This is a genomic window from Kordiimonas marina, from assembly GCF_023006325.1.
GTDB classification, from domain to species: Bacteria; Pseudomonadota; Alphaproteobacteria; order Sphingomonadales; family Kordiimonadaceae; genus Kordiimonas; species Kordiimonas marina.
Genome location: NZ_JAINDF010000004.1, coordinates 112,147 through 134,942 on the forward strand (window position 1 = coordinate 112,147; position 22,796 = coordinate 134,942).

The 22,796-nt window shown below is 60.2% G+C and carries 19 protein-coding genes; 6 read left to right on the plus strand and 13 right to left on the minus strand.

The genetic code is table 11. From position 1 onward, the window contains the following. Positions 1-11: 11 nt before the first annotated feature. From K6118_RS09945 to K6118_RS09965, 5 genes are all read right to left on the minus strand, one after another. Positions 12-557, minus strand: a complete 546-nt coding sequence (locus K6118_RS09945) for a protein tyrosine phosphatase family protein (RefSeq protein WP_247120200.1) — start codon at positions 555-557, stop codon at positions 12-14. 175 nt (positions 558-732) lie between these two features. Next, a complete protein-coding gene (locus K6118_RS09950) occupies positions 733-1,848 on the minus strand; it encodes a site-specific DNA-methyltransferase (RefSeq protein ID WP_281500741.1) in 1,116 nt (371 codons plus the stop codon). Between the two features lie 143 nt (positions 1,849-1,991). Further along, positions 1,992-2,654 (minus strand): ribonuclease HII, encoded by a 663-nt coding sequence (locus tag K6118_RS09955; RefSeq protein ID WP_247120201.1) that lies wholly within the window; start codon positions 2,652-2,654, stop codon positions 1,992-1,994. 805 nt (positions 2,655-3,459) lie between these two features. Next, the gene (locus tag K6118_RS09960) at positions 3,460-3,690 is read right to left on the minus strand and encodes a hypothetical protein (protein WP_247120202.1); all 231 of its coding nucleotides are present in this window, start codon (positions 3,688-3,690) and stop codon (positions 3,460-3,462) included. 163 nt (positions 3,691-3,853) lie between these two features. Beyond that, positions 3,854-4,093 carry an HP1242/YdcH family protein gene (locus K6118_RS09965; protein ID WP_247120203.1) on the minus strand — a complete coding sequence of 80 codons (240 nt, stop codon included), beginning with the start codon at positions 4,091-4,093 and terminating at the stop codon, positions 3,854-3,856. Between the two features lie 250 nt (positions 4,094-4,343). On the opposite strand from K6118_RS09965, the gene K6118_RS09970 reads away from it, so the two are divergent. After that, entirely contained in the window at positions 4,344-4,997 is a 654-nt protein-coding gene (locus K6118_RS09970; protein ID WP_247120204.1) for a hypothetical protein, read from the plus strand. A gap of 5 nt (positions 4,998-5,002) precedes the next feature. On the opposite strand, the gene K6118_RS09975 is transcribed toward K6118_RS09970, so the two are convergent. Further along, positions 5,003-6,259 (minus strand): DNA recombination protein RmuC, encoded by a 1,257-nt coding sequence (locus K6118_RS09975; RefSeq protein ID WP_247120205.1) that lies wholly within the window; start codon positions 6,257-6,259, stop codon positions 5,003-5,005. 172 nt (positions 6,260-6,431) lie between these two features. Between K6118_RS09975 and K6118_RS09980 the strand changes: the two genes are divergently transcribed. The 3 genes from K6118_RS09980 to K6118_RS09990 are packed head-to-tail and all read left to right on the plus strand — an operon-like array spanning position 6,432 to position 9,403. Further along, positions 6,432-7,313, plus strand: coding sequence for a phytanoyl-CoA dioxygenase family protein (locus tag K6118_RS09980; RefSeq protein ID WP_247120206.1), 882 nt, complete (start codon positions 6,432-6,434; stop codon positions 7,311-7,313). Beyond that, entirely contained in the window at positions 7,310-8,545 is a 1,236-nt protein-coding gene (locus K6118_RS09985; protein ID WP_247120207.1) for an NAD(P)/FAD-dependent oxidoreductase, read from the plus strand. Before K6118_RS09980 ends, K6118_RS09985 begins: the two co-directional genes overlap by 4 nt. A gap of 39 nt (positions 8,546-8,584) precedes the next feature. Continuing rightward, a complete protein-coding gene (locus tag K6118_RS09990) occupies positions 8,585-9,403 on the plus strand; it encodes a 23S rRNA (adenine(2030)-N(6))-methyltransferase RlmJ (RefSeq protein WP_247120208.1) in 819 nt (272 codons plus the stop codon). 105 nt (positions 9,404-9,508) lie between these two features. On the opposite strand, the gene K6118_RS09995 is transcribed toward K6118_RS09990, so the two are convergent. Continuing rightward, on the minus strand, positions 9,509-10,075 hold the full coding sequence (locus K6118_RS09995; RefSeq protein ID WP_247120209.1) for a glutathione peroxidase: 567 nt from the start codon (positions 10,073-10,075) through the stop codon (positions 9,509-9,511). 214 nt (positions 10,076-10,289) lie between these two features. Here K6118_RS09995 and K6118_RS10000 point away from each other — a divergent pair, with 214 nt between their 5' ends. Then, entirely contained in the window at positions 10,290-11,393 is a 1,104-nt protein-coding gene (locus tag K6118_RS10000; RefSeq protein ID WP_247120210.1) for an NADH:flavin oxidoreductase, read from the plus strand. A 110-nt stretch (positions 11,394-11,503) separates the two neighbouring features. Here the strand turns inward: K6118_RS10000 and K6118_RS10005 are convergent, their stop codons facing one another. Continuing rightward, positions 11,504-12,742 (minus strand): DUF547 domain-containing protein, encoded by a 1,239-nt coding sequence (locus K6118_RS10005; RefSeq protein WP_247120211.1) that lies wholly within the window; start codon positions 12,740-12,742, stop codon positions 11,504-11,506. 339 nt (positions 12,743-13,081) lie between these two features. Here K6118_RS10005 and putA point away from each other — a divergent pair, with 339 nt between their 5' ends. Further along, positions 13,082-16,246, plus strand: coding sequence for a bifunctional proline dehydrogenase/L-glutamate gamma-semialdehyde dehydrogenase PutA (gene putA / locus K6118_RS10010; RefSeq protein WP_247120212.1), 3,165 nt, complete (start codon positions 13,082-13,084; stop codon positions 16,244-16,246). Positions 16,247-16,393: 147 nt separating this feature from the next. On the opposite strand, the gene K6118_RS10015 is transcribed toward putA, so the two are convergent. The 5 genes from K6118_RS10015 to K6118_RS10040 all read right to left on the minus strand — a co-directional run bounded on the left by K6118_RS10015 (position 16,394) and on the right by K6118_RS10040 (position 22,598). Next, complete coding sequence (locus K6118_RS10015) at positions 16,394-17,500, minus strand: PA0069 family radical SAM protein (protein ID WP_247120213.1); 1,107 nt, start codon at positions 17,498-17,500, stop codon at positions 16,394-16,396. A gap of 87 nt (positions 17,501-17,587) precedes the next feature. Continuing rightward, positions 17,588-19,282: a DEAD/DEAH box helicase gene (locus K6118_RS17535; RefSeq protein WP_343269940.1), complete on the minus strand. Its 1,695-nt coding sequence runs from the start codon at positions 19,280-19,282 to the stop codon at positions 17,588-17,590. 267 nt (positions 19,283-19,549) lie between these two features. Continuing rightward, positions 19,550-20,686, minus strand: a complete 1,137-nt coding sequence (locus K6118_RS10030) for an ABC transporter permease (RefSeq protein WP_247120214.1) — start codon at positions 20,684-20,686, stop codon at positions 19,550-19,552. Further along, entirely contained in the window at positions 20,683-21,639 is a 957-nt protein-coding gene (locus tag K6118_RS10035; RefSeq protein ID WP_247120215.1) for an ABC transporter ATP-binding protein, read from the minus strand. Before K6118_RS10035 ends, K6118_RS10030 begins: the two co-directional genes overlap by 4 nt. Beyond that, positions 21,636-22,598: an HlyD family secretion protein gene (locus K6118_RS10040; RefSeq protein WP_247120216.1), complete on the minus strand. Its 963-nt coding sequence runs from the start codon at positions 22,596-22,598 to the stop codon at positions 21,636-21,638. The genes K6118_RS10035 and K6118_RS10040 overlap by 4 nt, the downstream gene beginning before the upstream one ends. Positions 22,599-22,796: the final 198 nt, after the last annotated feature.

Consider the following 22,796-nt stretch of genomic DNA (forward strand, 5'->3'; position numbering starts at 1 on the left):
GGGAGGAGCCCTTACCGTGCGTGGTCCAGCGTTGCTTTGACCAATGGCTCAAGCTGGGTCAGGCCCGCCTGACGGCCAGCGGCAAGCGCTGCGTCCTTACTTTGATGCAGGACATAAAAGGCACGCAGGGCAATCAGGCCACCTGCCCGGTTGCCACTGCTGCAATGCACCAGCACAGGGCCTTTCGCCGCCTTCAGTATGGCATCGAGCGTGCGGGCATTTTCTTCCGAAATCCCCGCGGCGCCTTTGACCGGCAGGTTGATATATTGGAAGCCGAGCGATAGCGCATCGTTCGCTTCAGGGAAATTATATTGGTCCGCCTTGGCTGGGTCTTCCGTCTTGGTGACCTCGGTCGGCAGGCGCAGGTTGACGATCACCTTATAGCCGGCTGCCTTCAGTTTCTCGAGGTCGGCTTTCGAAGGTTGCCCCCCGGTCATCAGCCCCGGCGCGGGCGTGTGCATATTGTGCATATCGAGGCTGAGGCTGGCATCAGCGGCGAAAGCCGGGCCGGCAACAAGCCCAAGAACGAGCGTAAAGGCAGCAAACAGTTTGGTCATCTCAATACTCCTGATCCGGAACCCACCGTGGGCACCATAGCGGACCGGGCGTCAGGTGTCGCCGTCACAAATGCTCACAGCTTCGGGAGGGTACCAAAAAACAGGCGCCCTCCTGGGCAGGAGAGCGCCTTAACAAAAGCACAGGACGGGCATCCCATGCTTTCGGAGGTAACCTCTAGTGCATTTCTGCGATCACCTGCTGGCGCAGGTCGTCGATCGACATCAGCTCGCCTTTGCGTTCCACGTGCCAGAAGGTCCAGCCGTTGCAGGCCGGGGCGCCCTGGACGCGGGCACCAACCTGGTGGATCGAGCCCTTGGTGTCATCGATCACCAGCGTGCCGTCGGTGCGGACGCGGGCGGCGAAGCGGCGCTTGGTGTCATAAAGCGTGTCACCGGCCTGGATGAGGCCGCGTTCAACCAGCGTGCCGAACGGAACGCGCGGCTGGGCGCGCTTGCCCTTGGTGAATTCAAGCGCATTTTCATCCAGCGTTTCGATGGCATCGAGGCGCTTGGTCGCGACCTCGATGTAAGCGTCTTCACGCTCGATACCGATGAAGTTGCGGCCGAGCTTCTTGGCGACAGCGCCGGTGGTGCCGGTGCCGAAGAAGGGATCAAGAACAACGTCGCCCGGCTTGGTCGAGGCCATCAGCACACGGTACAGCAGCGATTCCGGCTTCTGCGTCGCGTGGGCTTTCTTGTCGCCATTCTTGAGGCGTTCGCCGCCCGAGCAGATCGGCAGCGTCCAGTCCGAGCGCATCTGCGTGTCGTCGTTCATGGCCTTCATGGCATCATAGTTGAAGGTATAGCCGCCCTTGTCCGCCGACTTGGCAGCCCAGATGAGCGTCTCGTGCGCGTTGGTGAAACGGGTGCCGCGGAAGTTGGGCATCGGGTTCGACTTGCGCCAGATCACGTCGTTGAGGATCCAGTAATCCAGGTTCTGGATCGCCGCACCGACGCGGAAAATATTGTGGTAGGAGCCGATCACCCAGATGGTGCCGGTGTCCTTGAGCACGCGCTTGGCGGCGGCGAGCCAGCGGTAAGTGAACTCGTCATAGGCCGCGAAGCTGGAGAATTTATCCCAGGCGTCATGCACGCCGTCGACCTTACTATGGTCGGGCCGGTGCAGATTGTCCTTGAGCTGCATATTATAGGGCGGGTCCGCGAAGATCACGTCGACCGACCCGGCCGGCAATGCGTTCATCCGCTCAATGCAGTCCCCCTGCAAAATCTGATTAAGAGGCAGCGCCTCACGGGTGTCGGCGCCGCGCGCCGCACTCTGTGCAAAAGCCATAAAATTCTCCGTCCCATTCTGCCGGAAATGACCTGTTTTCAGGTCTGATTTTGGTGTTTTTCCCGGCGAACCATGGGCTGGAGTATGAGTCGAAGGCGACTCGAGGTCAAGTGATTCTTTAAGCTGAATCAATCAGTTGTAAGCTATTCTTCACTCAGAATCTGCCGAATCGGGGCAAAAGATCGGCGGTGATGCGGCGTCACACCCACCAGCTTTAGTGCAGCCAGATGTTTGGGCACACCATATCCTGCGTTTTGCTCCCATCCGTACGCGGGGTGCTCTTCGGCGAGATTTTTCATCAACCGATCACGAAAAACTTTTGCGACGATGCTGGCAGCGGCGATGGAAAGGGAGCGGGCATCGCCCTTGATCAGCGTCCGCGTCGGCATGTTAAGGCCGGGCGAGCGGTTGCCGTCCACGAGGGCCCCTGCGGGTTTGAGGGCTAACCCCTCGACCGCGCGGCGCATCGCCAGCATGGAGGCCTCCAGAATATTGATTCTATCGATCTCCTCGACGCTGGCTTCGGCGATCATCACGGCGAGGGCATTTTCATGGATAAGGTCATAGAGACGCTCCCGTTTTTTCTCCGTGAGCTTCTTGCTGTCATTGAGGCCTTCGGGCACGCGCTCGGGGTTCAGCACCACCGCGGCGGCAACCACCGGGCCGGCAAGCGGGCCGCGCCCGACCTCATCCACCCCGCACACGGGGCCGGAGACTTCCGCCATCAGGCTCGCTTCCGCCGCCCAGTCAGGCCCCGCGCGGAGGTCCATCCCCGCCACCGAAAACAGTGTCGCCTCTTGTTTCATCGCATCCTTTTCCTGTTGCCCCAGCCGGACCGGCTGTTGTCCCCGCCATTAAACACAGCCGCGCACATGGCGGCAAGCGACGAGCCCGCGCGTATCCAGAAATGCCCTGAAAAGGAAAGTGGCGCCACCTCGGGAAAAAGGCGGCGCCAAGTGCTTGGGTAGGTAGGTTAGGAGTGGAACGCAGATCCCTCCCACTTGGGGGTCGGGAGGAAAGTTCCGATACTCGGGACAGAGTTCGTAATAATCAGGGGTGGTCGGGCCAGGATGGGCTCTTGGGGCTAGGGTCAGGGGTATGATCCGCACCCCGGCCCGACCGGAACTCGCTATTACCTTATGCCTAGACGCACAGAACCTGGAGCCAGGGCAACAGCGGGTTCAAACTTTACACACGGTCCGGTCAGCAGATGGCGACCGAAACGCGGGCCAGACGTTCGACACGGCGGCGGCGACGCCAAGCACGTGTTGCCCGTACAGGCCTGAATTGAGAAGGACCAGAATCGGTCTTGGTAAGAAGGTCGGTAAACATGGCTTTTATCCTCGCTTTCATCGCCATCATTATTGCTGTCGGATGGCTTATGTCGTTTTTGCTGTCGTTTCGTAGCCTGGCCACTTATGCGGCTCTCTTTCGTGGCTACAGACCTAATGTAGGGAGGGTGTCGGAGGGCTTCAAGAACCCCCGTCCCGCTTTTTGCACGCTTCGTCGCAAAAGCGGTCACATTGCTGTCACAGTCCGGGCTTGCCCCGTCTGAACGGGCACGGCCCGACTGGCACTATCACAAGCACGGGCCCATAAGGCCCGCGGGCATCAGTTTCCGAGCCGGCAGGAAATCTGCAGGCTGAGCGCATGGAGCGTGGTCCTGAGCTCGGCCTGCGAAAAGCGGCGTGAGCGCGGCTGGCCATCCTCCATGGCAATGAGGCTCATGCGCGCGTTTTCATAGGCCCGCGCGAGCCGGGCAACACCGTCCTCTGCACCCCGAAGGCTGCTGAGATCCGGAAAGTCGCGCCCGCGTTCCGGGGCGTCGGACGTATAGGGCATTATCATCTCCTTGACATCATGAGTTTATATTATACACTTATTGCATGTATTATTTCCACCCCACCCAGCATACTGAACAGGGGGAGCCTCATTGAGGACTCCCCCTATTTTTTTGGCATCTGTCCCAAGGACCCTGCCATAATAGGCTGAAGGGCGAGCGCGCTTAGGCGTCCTTCAGCTTGGCATAGATGGCATCCTTGAGGACCATGCGCTTCTTGCGGAGTTCCTCTTCAGCCACATCCGACGCGCCTTCAAGGCCCGTTTCCATCCGGTGAATTTCCCGGTTGATCGTGTGATACTCATCCGACATCTGATGAAAATCTTCATCGCCTGCCTTGAGGGCTGCGATTTTGTCGGTGAATTCCGGAAACTCTTCCCGAAGCTCGTGCGGTACATGGCTCATATGGATACTCCTAATCCTTGAATATGGCAGGAGTATAACAGCCGCGAAAAATACCCGGTTTGATTTCAGTCAAAGGGATGCGGGGAAACTCTTCCTCCACCACTTTTTATAGGGACTTTTTCAAACTGAGGAGTGGAGTTGGAACTGATTCATATGACACCTTACGCAATCACTCTTTTTTAGAGTAATATTCTATATATAAGAGAATATAAAGCCTCGCGCTGATTAGAAAAATAGGGGGAAGCACTACATGCTGCGTATCGTAATACTACTTTCAACAGCCTTTTTGGCCCTAATACCAAGCACAAAGGCGAAGGCGCACTCCCCCTCAATTCAAGTGGAAGCAAGAGCACTAGACGACCATAGGGTAAAATTTATTATCACTACGGATGCACCCACACCAATTCAAGTGATGGCCTCCGTCGACTTGGCTGGACAAAAGCCTAACGATACATACGTAGGTTATGATCAGAGAGTTACACTAACAGGCAGAGTTACTACAGCAGTTCTTGATACGGCCAAGGCCAGCAGCCCCCTACCATCAGCTAGATATAATGCAACTGTCGACTTTTACCCAAGATGGGGTGCCAAGGGTAATTCTAGGGCTGCACACATCCCCGAAATGCACGCCAAAACAAAACTCAGGCTAGTAGGGGGAGGCAAAAGTAGGGCTTCAATAGTCCTACAAAACAAGCGCCAGAAATGGGTAATTAGCACAGTCTATATGGGGTACCCATGGGATCTTAGAAAATTTGAAAAGCGTTTGGGTAAATCGGAGAAAAGCCCGTCAACAATGTCTCATTTACACGATGCCTATTATTTCCCAGGAGCAGACGTGACTCTACTAGTAAACCGCCTCAAGAATGAGGTGACCATATGGCGCATAGGTAAAGCGACAAAATAACCTAATTAAGCGTCCTCGTCCCCGAACAGCATGGGGGCAGCGTTTTCGGCTTCGACGGCTTCGACATTCTTGAGCGCCTTGAGCATGACGCGCTTGCGCTTCTGGATCTCATCGGTCTGGTGGAGCGCGGTGTGGAGCTGTTTGGCGATCTTGTCGACATCGCCGCCGAACTTTTCAAACTCGCGCTTGACCGCGCCGAGCACATCCCACACCTCACCCGCACGTTCTTCGAGCGCCATCTGGCGGAAGCCCATGCGGAAGGTGCTGAGCAGCACCTGGAAGTTGGTCGGCCCCGCCACCGTGACCTTCAGGTCCCGCTGCAGGCTTTCGAAAAGGCCGGGGCGGCGCAGCACTTCGGCATAAAGCCCCTCGGTCGGCAGGAACAGGATCGCCCAGTCGGTGGTGTGCGGCGGGTTGATATATTTGGTGTTGATGTCCTTGGCGAACTTGCGCACGGAGCGTTCGAGCCCCTTGCCCGCGTCCTCGATGCCCACCTTGTCACCGATCTCCACAGCCCCCAGAAGCCGCTCATAATCCTCGGTGGGGAATTTGGCGTCCACCGGCAGGAAGACATCCCGCTCCGTGCCGGGCACGCGGATGCCGAATTCGACCCGCTCCCCGCCGGAGCTTTTGCCGCAGTCATAGTTGGCGACATATTGGTCCTGGGTGAGGAAATCCTCAATCAACAGGCCAAGCTGCACTTCGCCGAAGGTGCCGCGGGATTTAACGTTGGTGAGCACGCGCTTGAGGTCACCGACACCGGTGGCGAGCGACTGCATTTCGCCAAGGCCCCGCTGCACGGCCTCAAGCCGTTCGGACACCGCCTTGAAGCTTTCGCTCAGGCGTTTTTCCAGCGTGGTCTGGAGCTTTTCATCAACCGTTTTGCGCATCTCATCGAGTTTGCGGCTGTTCTCCTCCCGCAGTTCCTTCATCTTCTCATCGAGCTTGTCGCGGAATTTGGTCTGGTCCTCGGCCTGCGCCATGCCGAGCTTGCGCATCTGTTCAGCAAGCGCCGCGATCGCCTTGGAGACTTCCTCCCGGTTATCCCGGAACTGCTGGCCAAGTTCGGTGCGGGTGGCCTGTTCCCGGCGCGCGGCGGCATCGGCCATGTCATGCAGACGGGTTTCGATTCGGATCAGCTGGCTCTGGTCATCGCCGCCCTCTAAGTTGGCGGAAAGCTTGCGCACCTGGGCAACCAGCCACAGAACGAGCAGAAGCAAGAGCCCCACGGCCCCTACGGTAATCAACTCGAACTGGCTCATGCTTGTCCTCCCCACATACGCTTTCCTATGGCGTACCCTACCCGCCTTCTCCCGGCAAGGCTTGACGCACCTTTGGGCCTATGCTTCGTTCATTTCCATGAAGGGTCGGCCTAAATCAACCTCCGTCAGACATGGGTCTAATCGGCGGGCGGGCCCCGAGGATTTAAAGGATATGATACCCCGTTTTGACGCGCGCGACTTTACCGGCATCACGGACGCGATGCGTGAGGCTTTCGACCGGGACGGCGTGCTGGTACTGGATGGCCTGATCACCCCCGAGGACTGTGACCGTTTACGGGCGCGCATGGATGAGATGGTCGAGGCCTTCGACCCGGAGGAGCACCGCTCGGTCTTTTCCTCGACGAGCCAGGCGCATGACCAGGACCGCTATTTCCTCGAATCCGGGCATGAGACCCGCTTCTTCTTCGAAGAGGAAGCCTTCGATGAGGCAGGCGAACTGACCGTGCCCAAGCATCTGGCGATCAACAAGGTCGGCCACGCCATGCATGACACCGACCCCACCTTCAGCGCCTTCACCCGGCAGGACGCCTTCCGGCTGGCCGCCCAGGGGTTAGGGCATGAGGACGCGCTACTTTTACAGTCCATGTATATTTTCAAGCAGCCGAAAATCGGCGGTGAGGTGCTCTGCCATCAGGACGGCACCTATCTGCGTACCGAGCCGGAAAGCTGCCTCGGCTTCTGGGTGGCGATCGAGGACGCCACAGAGGAAAACGGCTGCCTGTGGGGCATTCCGGGAGGTCATAAGACCGGCCCCCTGCGCGAAGCCTTCCGCCGCGCCGACACCGGCACCCACACCTGGCATGACACGCTGGATGACACCCCGTTCGAGGAGGACAGGAAAGTCCCCCTGCCCGCACCCAAGGGCACGGTGCTGATCTTCGGCGGGCAGTTCCCGCACCTGAGTGCCGCCAACCGCTCGGACAAGTCCCGCCATGCCTTTACCTTGCATACCATTGACGCCCGGGCGCATTATCCGGCCGACAATTGGCTGAGGCGCCCGGCGCACCTGCCGCTTAAAGGATTTGAGTTATGACCCATATCGTCATCGTCGGCGGCGGCCACGCCGCGGCGCAGGCTGTCACCAGCCTGAGGCAGAACAAGTTTGAAGGCGATGTGACGCTCATAAGCGATGAGCCGGTACTGCCCTACCAGCGCCCGCCGCTTTCGAAAGCCTATCTTTCCGGCGACCTGGCGGCAGAGCGTCTGCCGATCCTGAGGCAAGTGGCTTATGAGAACGCAGGTGTGACGCTGAAGCTGGGCCTTCGGGCGACGCGGATCGACCGGGCGGCCAAGCAGCTTGAACTCGGCGACGGCGAGGTTCTGCCTTACGACTATCTCATCCTCGCGACCGGCGGCCACGCCCGCCGCCTGACCTGCCCCGGCCATGACCTGAAGGGCCTGCATTATGTCCGCACCATGGCCGACACCGACGCCATGCGCGCCGAATTCCTGAAGGCCGAAAAGCTGGTGGTCATCGGCGGCGGCTATATCGGGCTGGAAACAGCCGCGGTTGCCCGCAAGATGGGCAAGAAGGTGACCGTGCTGGAAGCCGCCGACCGCATCTTGAGCCGCGTGGTCGCCCCCGAAGTTTCCGCCTGCTATCAGGCCATCCATGAAGCCGAGGGCGTGACAGTCCTCACGCACCAGATGGTCACCGAAATCGAGGGCAAGGACGGCCATGTCGCCGCCGTGCTGACCGAGGACGGCGGCCGCTATGAGGCCGACATGGTGGTCGCGGGTATCGGGCTTGTCGCCAACGCCGACCTCGCCGCCGCGGCCGAGCTGGATGTGCACCCCATGGGCATCGTCGTCGATGACCATTGCCGCACGACCGACCCGGCGATCTATGCGGTCGGCGACGTGACCTGGCACCATAATGCGCTTTATGGCCGCGACATGCGGCTGGAATCGGTCCAGAACGCGGTCGACCAGGCCAAGGTGGCGGTCGAGAATATGCTGGGCGAGGACGTGGTCTATGACACGCTGCCGTGGTTCTGGTCAGACCAGTATGGCATGAAGCTGCAGATCGCGGGCCTCTCCCAGGGCTATGATACGCTGGTCACGCGCGGGGACGCGGCGGCGCGCTCGGTCGCTTTCTTCTACCTCAAGGACGGGGTGATGATCGCCGCAGACTGCGTCGGCCGGGTCGCCGAATTCATGGGCGCGAAGAAACTGATTGCCGAACGGGTGCCAGTGACCGTAGAAGCGCTCACCGACGAAAGCCGCAGTTTCAAGGAAATCGTCACCGGTTTCCTGACAGCCTGATTTTTTGGCTGCCTGTTTTGGGGCGCCTGAAGGAAATAGATGTTCAGCTATCAGCATATCTACCATGCCGGCAGTTTTGCCGACGTTCACAAGCATATCGGCCTCCTGCTGATGCTGGAGGCCTTGAACGCGCGGCCGAAGCCTTATGTCTATTTCGACACCCACGCGGGCCGCGGGGTCTATGACCTCGCGAGCCGCGAAGCCAACAAGACCGGCGAATATAAGCATGGCATCAAGGCCATCGCTTTGGGCAGCACCTACACCTCCGCGCTCAGCCGCTATCTGAAGCTGATGGAGACGTTCCGGGCGAAATATGGCGCCACGGCCTACCCCGGCTCGCCCGCGATCGCGCGGGAGATGATGCGCGCAGGTGACCGTATGGTGCTGAGCGAGCTGCACCCCGGTGAACTGGTCAAGCTCAAGGAAGCCTTCAAGAAGGACCGGGTGGAGATTTACCGCCAGGACGCCATGAACGGCATGATCGCCATGGTGCCGCCGAGTGTCAGACGCGGGCTCGTGCTCATCGACCCGTCCTATGAGATCAAAAGCGAATATGCCGAGATCGTGCCCAAGATGGCCAAGGCGCTGAGGCGCTGGGACAGCGGTATCTTCGCGCTCTGGTACCCGATCCTGAAGGATGCGCGGCATGAAGAGATGCTGGCGGGCCTGCGTGCCATCCGGTGTGACAAGATGGTCAGCGAATTCATGGCGCCCGAAACGATTGAAGGCCACCGCATGCTCGGCAGTGGCCTTATCGTCTTCAACCCGCCCTCAAAGCTCGGGACGGAGCTGGATGCCGCGATGGATGAGCTCAATAACGCGCTTTACGGGGGCGCGGGCAGCCACACGGTCAGCTAACCCTCCATTTCGTCATTCGCCGGCTCGACCGGCGAATCTAGATATGGGCACGGTGTTCCTGGACCCTCCGGTCAAGCCGGAGGGTGACGAAATTGAGAGGGTGCGTTAGTCCTTCAGCGCCTTGTCGATGGCGGCGAGGAGTTCCGGGCTTTCAGGCGTTACCTTGCTCGGGAAATAGGCCACCGGGTTGCCTTGACGGTCGACCAGATATTTATAGAAGTTCCACTTGGGACGGCTGTCTTCCCCCAGCTTGGACGCCAGCCAGTTATAAATGTCCGCCGTGCCTTCCTTGCCGTCGACGATCATCTTCTTGGTCATCGGGAAATCGACCTGGAAGTTCACCTTGCAGAAATTCTTGATGTTCTTCTCGGAGCCCGGCTCCTGGTCGCCAAAGTCATTGGCGGGGATGCCAAGAACGACAAGCCCCTTGTCGCGGTAGGCGCGCCACAGGGCCTCGAGCCCCTTGAACTGCGGGGTATAGCCGCAATAGGAGGCGGTGTTGACGATCAGCACGGCCTTGCCCTCGAAGCTTTTCATCGGCAGCGGCTTGCGGTCGATCGAGACCAAGTTGAAATCATAGGCGGTTTTCTCGCCCGCGGCCGACGCGGCGGATGAAATGCCAATTGAGGCCGCGACCATCACCACGGCGGTCAACACTGATTTAAGTCCCATTTCCGATCTCCCCACTTGGATGTCTGATGTTCAGTCATAAGCTTCTACGCGGGAAGCGGCAAGATGGATGACAAGCTTTTGAACAGCCGCTCTCATCTGCGGCTCGCCCCTTGACCCCTCATCATCAGGCCCTACCTATTACCTCCAAGCGAAACCAGGCGGCCTCCCCCGCCCCACATAAGTCCGCAAACCCGAGCGTTAAGGATACCCCTAAATGAGTGTAAAGAGCCTGTTCCAGCCGTTCGATGTGAAAAGCCTGCATCTGGAAAACCGCATCGTCATGGCACCGATGACCCGGGGCTTCTCCCCCGGCAATGTGCCCAATGACCTGAATGTGGAATATTACCGCAAGCGCGCCGCGGGTGGTGTCGGCCTCATCATCACCGAAGGCACCTGCGTCGGCCACAAGGCCGCGAACGGCTACCCCAACGTGCCCTTCATCTATGGCGATGAAGCCCTCGCCGGATGGAAGCGCGTGGTTGACGCCGTGCATAAGGAAGGCGGCAAGATCGCGCCGCAACTGTGGCACGTGGGCTCCACGCGCCGCGCGGGCGTTGAGCCCGACCCGGAGGTCCCCGGCTATGGCCCGTCCGGCCTGGTGATGCCCGGCAAGAAGCGCTGCCATGAGATGACCGAGGAGGACATCGCTGACGTCATCGCCGCCTTCGCCAAGGCCGCGGCAGACAGCGAACGCATCGGCTTCGACGCGGTTGAGATCCACGGTGCGCACGGCTATCTGATTGACCAGTTCTTCTGGGAAGGCCTCAATGAGCGCACCGACAAATGGGGTGGCTCGCTGGTGGCCCGCACCCGCTTCGCAGCCGAAATCATCAAGGCGATCCGCGCTGAGGTTTCTGACGATTTCCCGGTCATCCTGCGCTGGTCCCAGTGGAAACAACAGGACTATACCGTCAAGCTGGCGAAAAACCCGGCGGAGCTGGAACAATTCCTCACGCCGCTCAGCGAAGCGGGCGTCGATGTGTTCCACTGCTCGACCCGCCGTTTCTGGGAGCCGGAGTTCGAGGACAGCGACCTCAACCTCGCGGGCTGGACCAAGAAATTGACCGGTAAGCCGACCATCACCGTCGGCTCCGTCGGCATCGACACCGCCTTCACCGAGGCAGGCCAGGCCGAATTCTCCGAAGGCAAACCCGCGGACATTGATGAGCTCATCCGCCGCATGGAAGCGGGCGAGTTCGACCTTGTCGCCGTCGGCCGGGCGCTGATCGCCAACCCGGACTGGGTCAAGAAGGTCAAGGCCGAAGCCTTCGCCGATATGGCGCCCTATACCAAGGACCTGCTGACCAAACTGGCCTAAGCCCAAAAGATGGAAAGCGGCAGGAGAGTGCTCTCCTGCCGCCAACTGGTTCCGCTAAAGAGGGATCGAATTCAATAGCGAAGCCACTCCCCCGCTGTCACGAGTAGCTATCAAGAGCCATCAGACCCTTCATCTGTCTTTTGAACGCGGTCGCCGCTGCCAACTTCCTGGATGTCCACAGTCCCCTTGCGTTCCTTGTTCTTCTTCCGGATTTTAAGCAGATATTCGCGGGCTTGTATCGGCAGGCGGGAGCCTTGCATACTGTAGCCGAAGGTCCCGTTCTGGGTTGCCAGGTCGGTCCCGATATCTCCAGCCACCATCGGCTGTGTGCTGCCGGATTTCGGCGCGACAAAGGCGCTCATCAGCGCGGCCACGTTGCCGACCGAAGCATCGCTGGCATATTTCACCCCGCCATAGACATCCGCGATATAAAAATCCCTGGTAGACGCCCGGACCGAATGGGCCGCCAACACACGGCCCCGGTTTTCAGGCGCGCAGTAGTAAGCCAGAAGCTGCTTCATATCCTTGTTAAAGTCCGGGAACAGGTCCGGATACGCCTTGAAGAGCACCGCCACCTTGAGGGTATCCCCCCTGATTTCCATGCCGCGGTTGGACTGGATGAATTCCTGGGCATTTTCCTTCAAGAGGTCATAGACATTGTCCGCCGTATAAGCCTTCGCACGGATATTGCTGCTGCCGACAAACCCATGGAACAAGCCGAACATAACAAGCGGATTGCGGAATTTAGGGATAAGTATTTTGTGCTCGATATCGTGAAGCGACAGCGGCACGCCCGCGACCTTCAAAATCTTCTGATCCCAAAGCGACGGGGTACGCGACGTTCCGTAATAAAGCTTCTTGAGGGAGCGGATCGGGTAGCGGTGCGCGATCTCATCCACCACGGTGATATTGTATAGGTTCAGCCAATAAGCCAGTTGCTCATTGCGGGACCACAGCCGCAAGGGGGCCCCGCTTGGCACCTTTTCAAGGTCAAGCCGGATGGCGTGGATCATCCTGATCACGGGCTTATTGAATTCGCCGAAGTTGACGCGGTTGCCTTCCAACCGGCGGCTGCTCTGGTTGCCATACTGAACCCGCGTGCCCACCGAATGCCGGGGCGGTAAAGCCGCCTCGCGGCCCGACTTGCCCGTCTCCATGACAATGGCGTGGAGGATAGTATCCCAGTCCGCATAGTTGATCTTGACTGGCGATCCTGGGCGGTAGCCTTTGAACTGCACCGGAACGCCTTTTTCTGACGGCAGCAAACGTTTCGGCGTTGCGTGGGCGGTTGGTACGGCAAGTCCAAGAGCAAGAGCCCCAACCAGAAACATGCTTTTCCTGAAAATCATTCGCTCCCCCTAATTGCGTCGTCACTACTCATGAATGCATTACAGTATAACATTAGTCAACCGTATTTTTCCACGCAGTGACCAGAACAGCGACGGGCGGGAGGAAAACCACACGCTTCCTACCCGCGAAACGGAGTCGGCTTGGCGCAGATAATTTCAGATGCGTCAGGCTATTTTTCCGCGCGGAGGGCGCTGAATTTTGCTATAAAGACACCAGCATTTCCGGCGGTTTCAGCGCGCATGACGATTCTGCTTTTCAGCCGGGATTTTTGCGGTTAAGGGAGATTAAAATTGGATACAAAATAAAATCGTCGCCATTTATTTGTTGAGGGACATCCGATGGCCAAACTGCGCATTGCCCCACTTCCGGCGAAAGACCGGACCAGTGCACTCAGCGCCCTGAGCGCCCATTTCCTCGCCGATGAAGAAACCGCGGTCCGCGGATTCATCGACAATTTCCCGTTGGACGACACCCTCAGGGCGGACGTGGCGGCCAAAGCTGCCGCGATCGTGGCCCAGTCGCGCGCCATGAAGGAAGACCAGGGCTCGCTCGATGCGTTCCTGGCCGAATTCGGCCTGTCGAACCAGGAAGGTGTGGCGCTGATGTGCCTCGCCGAGGCGCTTCTCCGCGTGCCGGACCCCGAAACCCAGGACAAGCTGATCGCCGAGAAGATCAATTCCGGCAACTGGGCCTCGCACAAGGGCCAGTCGGACAGCCTGTTCGTCAACGCCTCCACCTGGGCCCTGATGCTGACAGGCGGTGTGATCCGGCTGGATAAATCCATCGTCAAGAACCCCGGCCAGTTCATGGGCCGCCTGGTGGCACGCACCGGCGAACCGGTGATCCGGAAAGCCGTGCAGCAGGCGATGAAGATCATGGGCCGCCAGTTCGTATTTGGCCGCACCATCACCGAAGGCCTGGCCCGCCAGGCCAAGCAGCCCGCCGAACACAAGATGATGAGCTTCGACATGCTCGGCGAAGGCGCGCGCACCATGGATGCCGCAAAGCGCTATTTCGAGCTTTATATGAAGTCGATCGACGCGGTTGGCACCGCCACGAAGGGCGATGGCGCCGACCCGCACGACCGCTCCAGCGTGTCGATCAAACTATCGGCCATTCACCCGCGCTATGACGAAGCCAACGATGCCCGCGTCATGGCTGAGATGCTGCCTTGGGTGAAAGAGCTGGCGCTTAAAGCCAAGTCTTACGACATCCAGATGACCATCGATGCCGAGGAAGCCGACCGGCTTGAAATCTCGCTGCGTATTTTCGAAAAGCTGGCGTCCGACCCGGACCTGGCTGGCTGGGAAGGCCTCGGGCTTGCCGTGCAGGCCTACCAGAAGCGCGCGCCTTATGTGATCGACTGGCTGGTTCACCTGGCGCGGGACAATGGCCGCAAGTTCGCCGTCCGCCTCGTCAAAGGCGCCTACTGGGATACCGAGATCAAGAAATCCCAGGAAATGGGGATCAGCGATTATCCGGTCTATACCCGCAAGGCCTCGACCGACATTTCTTACCTCTATACCGCCGCGCGGATGCTGGACGCCCAGGATGCCATCTATCCGCAGTTCGCAACCCATAACGCCCACACCATCGCCGCCATCGTCGAGATGGCCGGGGACAAGCGCTATGAGTTCCAGAAGCTGCACGGCATGGGCACGCTGCTCTATAAAGCGGTCAGCAAGGTGATGGGCCGTGTGATCCGCACCCGTACCTATGCGCCGGTTGGCCTGCATGAGGACCTGCTGCCTTATCTGGTGCGCCGCCTTCTGGAGAACGGCGCCAACTCCAGCTTCGTCAACCGCTTCATGGACGCCGATGTACCGGTCGAGGAAGTCGCGGGGGACCCCGTCACCACCGTGCTCGCCGCCCCGGCGCTTCGCCATACCCTGATCCCGAAACCGGAAGCCATTTATGGCCCGGACCGCAAGAATTCCAAAGGATGTAACCTTATGGACCGCAACCAGTATCAACCGCTTCTGGACGCCCTTGAGGCCCGCAAGAACACCAGCTACACCGGCGCCAGCATCGTTGCCGGCAAGGAAGTCGGCGGCGATCCCGTCAACATCATCAACCCGGCCGATACCAGCAAGGTTGTCGGTACCGTCCGCGAAGCTGAGGAAGCCGACCTGGACCTCGCCGCAGAACGTGCCCAGGCCGCGCAGCCAGGCTGGGATGCCCTTGGTGGTGCCGCCCGCGCGACCGTGCTGCGTGCCATGGCCGACGCGCTCGAGGCAGACCGCGACACGCTTGTCGACATTCTGGTCCGCGAAGCCGGCAAGACGCTGGGCGACTGTATCGCCGAAGTTCGCGAAGCCGTGGATTTCTGCCGCTATTATGCAGCCCAAGCCGAACAGCAGTTCGCGGGGCCCATCGCCCTTCCCGGCCCGACCGGCGAGAAAAACGAGCTTTATCTCGGCGGCCGTGGCACGTTCCTGAGCATTGCGCCCTGGAACTTCCCGCTCGCTATCTTCACCGGCCAGATTGCAGCCGGGCTGGCGGCTGGTAACAGCGTTATCGCCAAACCGGCGGAGCAGACACCGCTGATCGCCTGGCGCGCCGTCACCCTGTTCCATCAGGCTGGCGTGCCCGTCGATGTGCTTCAGCTCGTGCTGGGCGATGGTGTGCGCGTGGGCGCCAAGCTGGTGGCGGACGAACGCATCTCCGGCGTGGCCTTCACCGGCTCCACCGAAACCGCCAAGGCGATCAACCGCTCGCTCGCGCTCCGTGAAGGGGCGATCGTGCCGCTGATTGCCGAAACCGGCGGCCAGAACGCCATGATCGTCGATTCCACCGCCCTGCCGGAGCAGGTCACCGATGATGCCATCATGTCCGCCTTCGGTTCGGCCGGGCAGCGCTGTTCCGCGCTCCGCGTCATGTTCGTGCAGGACAGTGTCGCCGATAAGGTGATCGAGATGCTCAAGGGCGCCCTGAAGGAACGCGTGATCGGTGATCCGGCCAAGCTGACGACCGATATCGGCCCGATCATCGATGAGGAGGCCCATGCCCGCCTGGCGGCGCACTGCGCCCGCATGGAACGGGAAGCCAAGCTGATCGCCAAGGCCGAGATGTCAGAGGAATGCGAAAACGGCACCTTCCTCGCGCCGCATATTTTCGAACTCAACAGCCTCGACCAGCTGGACGGCGAAGTGTTCGGCCCGGTCCTCCATGTGGTGCGCTTCAAATCGACCGACATGGAAGATGTGGTCCGCCAGATCCATGCCACCGGCTATGGCCTGACCTTCGGCGTGCATTCGCGCCTGGAAGGCCGCTGGAAGGAACTGTTTGAAAAAACCCGGATCGGCAACACCTATATCAACCGCAACATGATAGGTGCGGTCGTTGGTGTGCAGCCGTTCGGCGGTGAAGGCCTTTCCGGCACCGGCCCCAAGGCGGGCGGCCCGCACTATCTGCTGCGCTTCGCCTCGGAACGCACGCTCACCATCAACACCGCAGCAGTCGGCGGCAATACCGAGCTGTTCAGCATGGACGAAAGCGCCTGAGGGTTTGCACAAAACACACCGACTATGATTTCGTCACCCGCCGACTTGATCGGTGGGTCCAGGAACACTGACCAAAGCCACATGAACCCCCATGTTCCTAGATTCGCCGGTCAAGCCGGCGAATGACGAGTAAAAAAAGAACAGCACTCAGTTGAACAGGCTGTATTGACCGCCTGAAAGCACTGGCTTCTTGAAACGCGTATCATCCAGCATGGTACGCGTTTCGTTTAACTTCAGCCGTTTACAAAGGTTGCGGAAGCGCAGGGACATCAGCTCGGCTTCGAGCCCCGTGCCCTTCATCCGGTGTTTGAACCGCGGGTCATTCAGCTTGCCATGGCGCATGGCGGCAAGGCGGCCGAGCACCCGGTCCTTACGGTCCGGATAATGTGTCTCCAGCCATTCCTCAAACAGCGGCCCCAACTCCCGCGGCAAGCGCAGGAGGATAAAACCGGCATTGATTGCCCCTGCGTGCGCGGCGGCCGACAGGACCGCTTCCATTTCATGATCATTGAGCGCGGGGATTACGGGCGCGAACATCACGCCCGTGGGCACGCCCGCATCCGACAGCAGGCGGATGGCGTCCAGCCGTTTCTGCGGCGTGGCAGCGCGTGGCTCCATCAAGCGAGCCAGGCGCCGGTCAAGCGTCGTGACCGACAGCGCCACCTTGACGAGCCCCTTCTCCGCCATCGGCACAAGGATATCCATGTCCCGCACGACCAGTCGGGACTTGGTGAGCAAGGTCACCGGATGCTCATATTCCAGAAGCACCTTGAGGATTTCCCGCGTGATGCCGCGGTCTTTCTCCAGCGGTTGGTAGGGGTCGGTGTTGGTGCCCATGGCGATGGGCGCGACCTTATAGTTTTTCGCCGCGAGCTCACGCCTCAGGAGCATGGCGGCATCCGGCTTGGCGAACAGCTTGCTTTCGAAATCGAGCCCTGGGGACAGCCCCATATAGGCGTGGGAGGGACGCGCGAAACAATAGATGCAGCCATGCTCGCAGCCCCTGTAGGGGTTGATCGAGCGGTCGAATGGAATGTCCGGGCTGCTGTTGCGGGTCAGGATATGCTTGGGCGCTTCGTCGATGACCTCGGTCCTGAGCGGCTTCACCTCCTCGGTGATATGCCAACCGTCATCGACGATCTCCCGGCTCTGGTGTTCAAACCGGCCAGAAACGTTGGAGACAGCCCCGCGCCCGCGCGGCGCCAGCCACGGGGAAACCGTCTCAGCTTTCGCATATGTTTTGGGGGCACGCATCCATTCGTTCTCCGCTGTTCTATGGTCACATTACCATAAGAACAAAAAGAGAACAAACGGATTCGATAGCGCAGACTTCCGCGGCTTTTAAGCTGCGCGGATGTTCACAGCCTCAGGCTTGCCCTTACGCGGGTCGGTCGAAACCTCGAACGCGATCTTGGCGCCGTCCTTCGGCGGGGTCATGCCCGCGCCTTCAACCGCCCGGATATGCAGGAACACATCGTCGCCACCCTGGTCGGGGGTCACGAAGCCGAAGCCCTTCTTGGCGTTGAACCATTTCACCGTACCGGTGACCTGTTTGCCGGACGTCGGCTTGCCGTTCCCTGCTTTCTGGGCCGGGACCTTGTTCCCCTGCTTGGGTTGCTGCTCGACGCGGCCAGTGTTGCCGAGCATCCGGTCAAGCCCGGCGACCGGGTTGGCGGAGGCTTCATCAGCCTGACGGCGGACACTGTCACGACCACGGCGGTCCAGCTTTTCAGGGCTCCGCTTTTCCGGCGTCCGCTTCTCTTGAGCACGCCTTTCAGGGGCCCGCTCGCGGTTGTCCCGTTTCGGGGCCCTGTCCCGCGGCTGTTTCTTCACCTCGGCAGCCTGTTTCTTGCCACCCCGTTTTTGGGGCGCCGGTTTCTCGGCGGCGGGAACATACTCTTCCCCGCCCTCGATACGGCGGTCGGTAATCGGCAGGCTTTGACGCGTGGTCTTCTCGATCTCGCGCAACAGCTTCTGCTCGTCGTCCGAACAGAAGGCATAGGCGACACCGGCGGCACCGCCACGGGCGGTCCGGCCGATCCGGTGGACATAGCTTTCCGCCACTTCCGGCAGGTCGTAGTTCACCACATGGCTGACGCCGTCGACATCGATGCCGCGCGCGGCGATATCGGTCGCGACAAGGACTTTCACTTTGCCGCCCTTGAAGCCATCAAGCGCCTTTTCGCGCTGGTTCTGGCTTTTGTTGCCGTGGATAGCCGCGGCGGAGACGCCCCCGGCAGTCAACTGCTTGGCGATCCGGTCAGCACCGCGTTTGGTGCGCGAGAACACGAGCGCCCGCGAGACATCCTTCTTGGAAACCAGTTCCTGCAGAAGGTCGCGCTTACGGGTTTTCTCGATCAGGAAGACGGACTGGTCGACCTTCTCTGCTGTGGTGGCAACCGGGGTTACCTGTACCGTTACCGGGTCCCTCAGCATCTCACCCGCCAGCGAGCCAATCGGCCCCGGCATGGTGGCGGAGAAGAACAGGTTCTGCCGGGTCTTCGGCAACAGCTTCAGGATGCGGCGGATCGGCACCAGAAAACCAAGGTCGAGCATATGGTCGGCTTCATCAAGGACGACGGTGTGAACCTGGTCGAGCTTGATGGCGCCGGTGCCGACATGGTCGAGCAAGCGGCCCGGTGTCGCCACCAGCACATCGACGCCGCGCGCCATGGCACGGACCTGCGGGCCCGGCTTGACGCCGCCGATGACCACTTCCACCGTGGCTTTCATGTGCTTCGAATAGGTCTTGAAGCTTTCGGCGATCTGGATCGCGAGCTCACGGGTCGGTGCCAGCACAAGCGCCTGACAGGTCTTGGGCTGTGGTTTCTTGCCCGCGTCCAGAAGCTTGTTCAGGATCGGCAGCGCGAAGGCCGCGGTTTTACCTGTGCCCGTTTGGGCGATACCCAGGAGGTCACGCCCGGCGAGAAGCTCGGGGATGGACTGGGCTTGGATAGGGGTTGGCGTATCGTAGCCGGTATCAGTAACGGCACGGAGGATAGGCTCGGCGAGGCCGAGATCAGTAAAATGAGTCAAATCTGTCTTTCGTGACAACAAGACATGCCGGGCCCGCCACATTGGCGCTCGGCCGGGACCATGTCGGTTATTCTTTTGCTGGGGAAAGCCCCGCGTATCTGGGCTTTTCGGTGCATTAAAATTGCACAGGGCGCTCAACAGACTATGGCGTTCGGAATATTTCGGAGGCCATCTTACGCGGCTGGAGCGGCTGACGTTCGAGCGGACAATGCACAGGTTTCCCCTGCATTGTCAACGTTTCCGTAAAAGTTGAGCTAATCCTGCGCCTTAGTCGAGTGTCTGGCGGTAGCGCGCCATGGCGATGCCGGTGGAGACAATCACGAAGGCGACAAGCGCCAGAAGGTCGGCCTGTATATCGGCAAAATGGCTGCCCTTGAGGAGGATACCCCGGGCGATCCGGAGAAAGTGGGTGAGCGGCAGTATCTCGCCAATCGCCTGCGCCCACACTGGCATGCCCCGGAACGGGAACATGAAGCCGGACAGCAGCACCGACGGCAGGAAGAAGAAGAAGGTCATCTGCACGGCCTGCAGCTGGTTCTGCGCCACGGTGGAAAAGGTAAAGCCGACCCCGAGGTTCGCGATCATGAACAGGATGGTCGCACCCGACAGCATGGTCAGGCTGCCCTCAACCGGCACCCGGAAGAGAAACGCCGCCGCCATCAGGATAATCGTCGCCTGAATATAACCCACCAGCACATACGGCAGGATCTTGCCGAGCATGACTTCCATGGGCCTGACCGGCATGGCCAGAAGGTTCTCCATGGTGCCGCGTTCGCGCTCCCGCGTGACGGCAAGGCCGGTGATCATCACCAGTGTCATGGTCAGCACCACGCCCATCAGCCCCGGCACAATGTTATATTGCGTAATGTTTTCAGGGTTATAGCGCCTGTGGACCACCACATCGAATGCAGGCGGCGCCGGTGGGTTTGCCATGGTGATGCCCTTGAGGTCACGGGTCATAACCCGGGGTTTGATGGCATTGAGGGCGCTGATGGCGCTGCCGGTCGCCACCGGATCGGTCGCATCGGCTTCGACCAGAATCTGCGGGCGCTCACCCTTGATGAGGCGGCGCGTGAAATTCTCCGGGATGAAGATAGCGAACTGCACCTGTCCCCGGGTCAGCATCTCATCCAGATGTTCCTGGCTGCGCGTTTCCTTGACGATATGGAAATAGCCGGTGTTCACAAGGGCCGCGGTAAAATCCCGCGTATATTCGGACGTATCGGCCGAATAGATGGCGGTCGGCAGCGCCTTCGGGTCCGTGTTGATGGCAAAGCCGAACAGGATGAGCTGCATCAAGGGGATCACCACCATCATGCCCATGGTGGTGCGGTCACGGCGCATGTGGTTGAACTCCTTGAGGAGCATGGCGCTGAGACGGGTGATGGAAAAAGGCCGCTTCATGAGAAATTGTCCTTCGACCCGGCTGTCAGATGGATGAAGACGTCTTCCAGCGTCGGCTTGTGACGGAACCATTCGATCCCTTCCTCATGCCGGTAGGGGGCGATCGCCGCTTCGAGCGCCGCTTCGTCCGTGCCGCTCACATGCAGGTCTGCCCCGAAGGCCACCGCCATCTCGACCCCATCACAACCACGAAGCTTGCTGGCGAGCCGGTCGGCATTCTTGCCGTTCGCGCGCCAGGTGTAAAGCGCTGTATTATCAATGATATTCGCAATTGTGCCCTTCGCGAGAAGTTTGCCGTACGCGAGATAGACGATCTCATGGCAGCGTTCCGCCTCATCCATATAGTGGGTGGAAACAAGCACCGTGATGCCGGTCTCCGCCAGCGCATGGATTTCATCCCAGAACTCACGCCGGGCATTGGGGTCCACCCCCGCTGTCGGCTCATCCAGAAGCAGCAGCCTGGGTTCGTGAAGCGTACAGGCTGCAAGCGCGAGGCGCTGTTTCCAGCCGCCGGACAGCGTGCCTGTCTGCTGGTCACGCCGGGCATAAAGGCCGAGGTGCTTGAGCGATTCCTCCACCCGTTCCGTGCGCCTGTCCATTTCGTATAGCCGGGCGACGAAATCGAGGTTTTCCTTGATCGTCAGGTCCTCATAGAGGCTGAATTTCTGGGTCATATAGCCGGTCTGGCGCTTGATGAGCGGCGCTTCATCGCGGAGGTCCAGCCCAAGGCAGGTGCCCTCGCCCGAATCCGGCGTCAACAGGCCACACAGCATCCGAAGTGTCGTGGTCTTACCGCTACCGTTCGGGCCCAAAAAGCCGAAGATCTTGCCTTCCGGGATCGCGAGCGAGAAGTCATCCACCACCACCTTGCCGTCAAAGCTTTTGACAAGGCCGTGGACATCAATCGCAAGCGGATCATCCGCTCGTGCTGCAGACGCGGTCGCGGCCGTCATTTCTCGATCTCGATCGGCAGGCCGACGGGCAGAAGCGCGCCGCCATTGATCTGCGCTTCAACCAGGAACACCAGTTTTTCACGGCTTTCCGCGGAATAGATGACCGGCGGCGTATATTCGGCTTCCGGCGCGATGTAGGAGACCGTGGCCTTGAGCCCCGCCTTGCAGCCATCGCAGGAGAAGGAAACCTCCTGCCCCATCTGGAGCTTGGCGATCTGCGACTGCGGCACAAAGAAACGCAGCTTGCGCTTGTCATCGGGAAGCAGCGTCACCACCGCCATATTGCCGGGCACCCAGGCGCCGGGCAGATAATAGGTGTCCTGCACCATGGCATCCACAGGTGCGGCCGGCTGCAGCTCAGCCAGGCGCCGGTCCGCGGTCTTGATCGCGGCATCGGCTTCGGCGACTGCACGGCTAGCCGCATCGATCCGGTCATCCCGCGCAGGCAGGTGCGAAACCTTGATCGTGGCGCTCAGCGCCTTCACCCGCGCCGCCGCCTGGTCCCGTGCCGCCAGCGCGGTATCATACTTGGCCTGGATGAAAACTTCCGTGCCCTTAAGGCTTTCCTGGCGCTTGAGCTCGATCTCGGCATTTTTGAGGGCGGCGGCGGCTTCGGCGAGCTGTTCGCTCTGGACCCGAATTTCCTCCGGCCGTGCGCCCTTGGTGAGGTCGGCGAGGTTCGCTTCCGCCCGCGCCTTGGCGGCAACCGCGCGTGCCCGTTCAGCCGATGCGGTCGTCGTGTCGATGGTGAAAAGCGGTGCCCCTGCCTTCACCCGCGTACCCCGGCGGACCATCAGACTGTCCAGCACACCCGAGGCGGGGGCGGACAGGTTGATATATTCCCCTTCCACATAGCCATAGTAGGCCGCGTCGTCGCCGCCCAGGCGGTTGAGGTACCAGGCACCGCCGATGGCACAGGACGCCAGGACTAGAACGATCAGAACGCGTACGATTTTCATTGTTACCTCTCCGGGACAGCATTTCCGGGACTTGTCATTCTTCCACCGGGTACATCGGCCATGGGAATGGACAATGCCCTACCCTGACACAGACGCCCCAATGCTGCCCAGCCCTTTTACGGGACGGGCAGCAACCGGAAATAATACCGGCATTAGGCAGTCTTTTATTCCCGGCTCCTCGCTCTTCATGGACTCGGG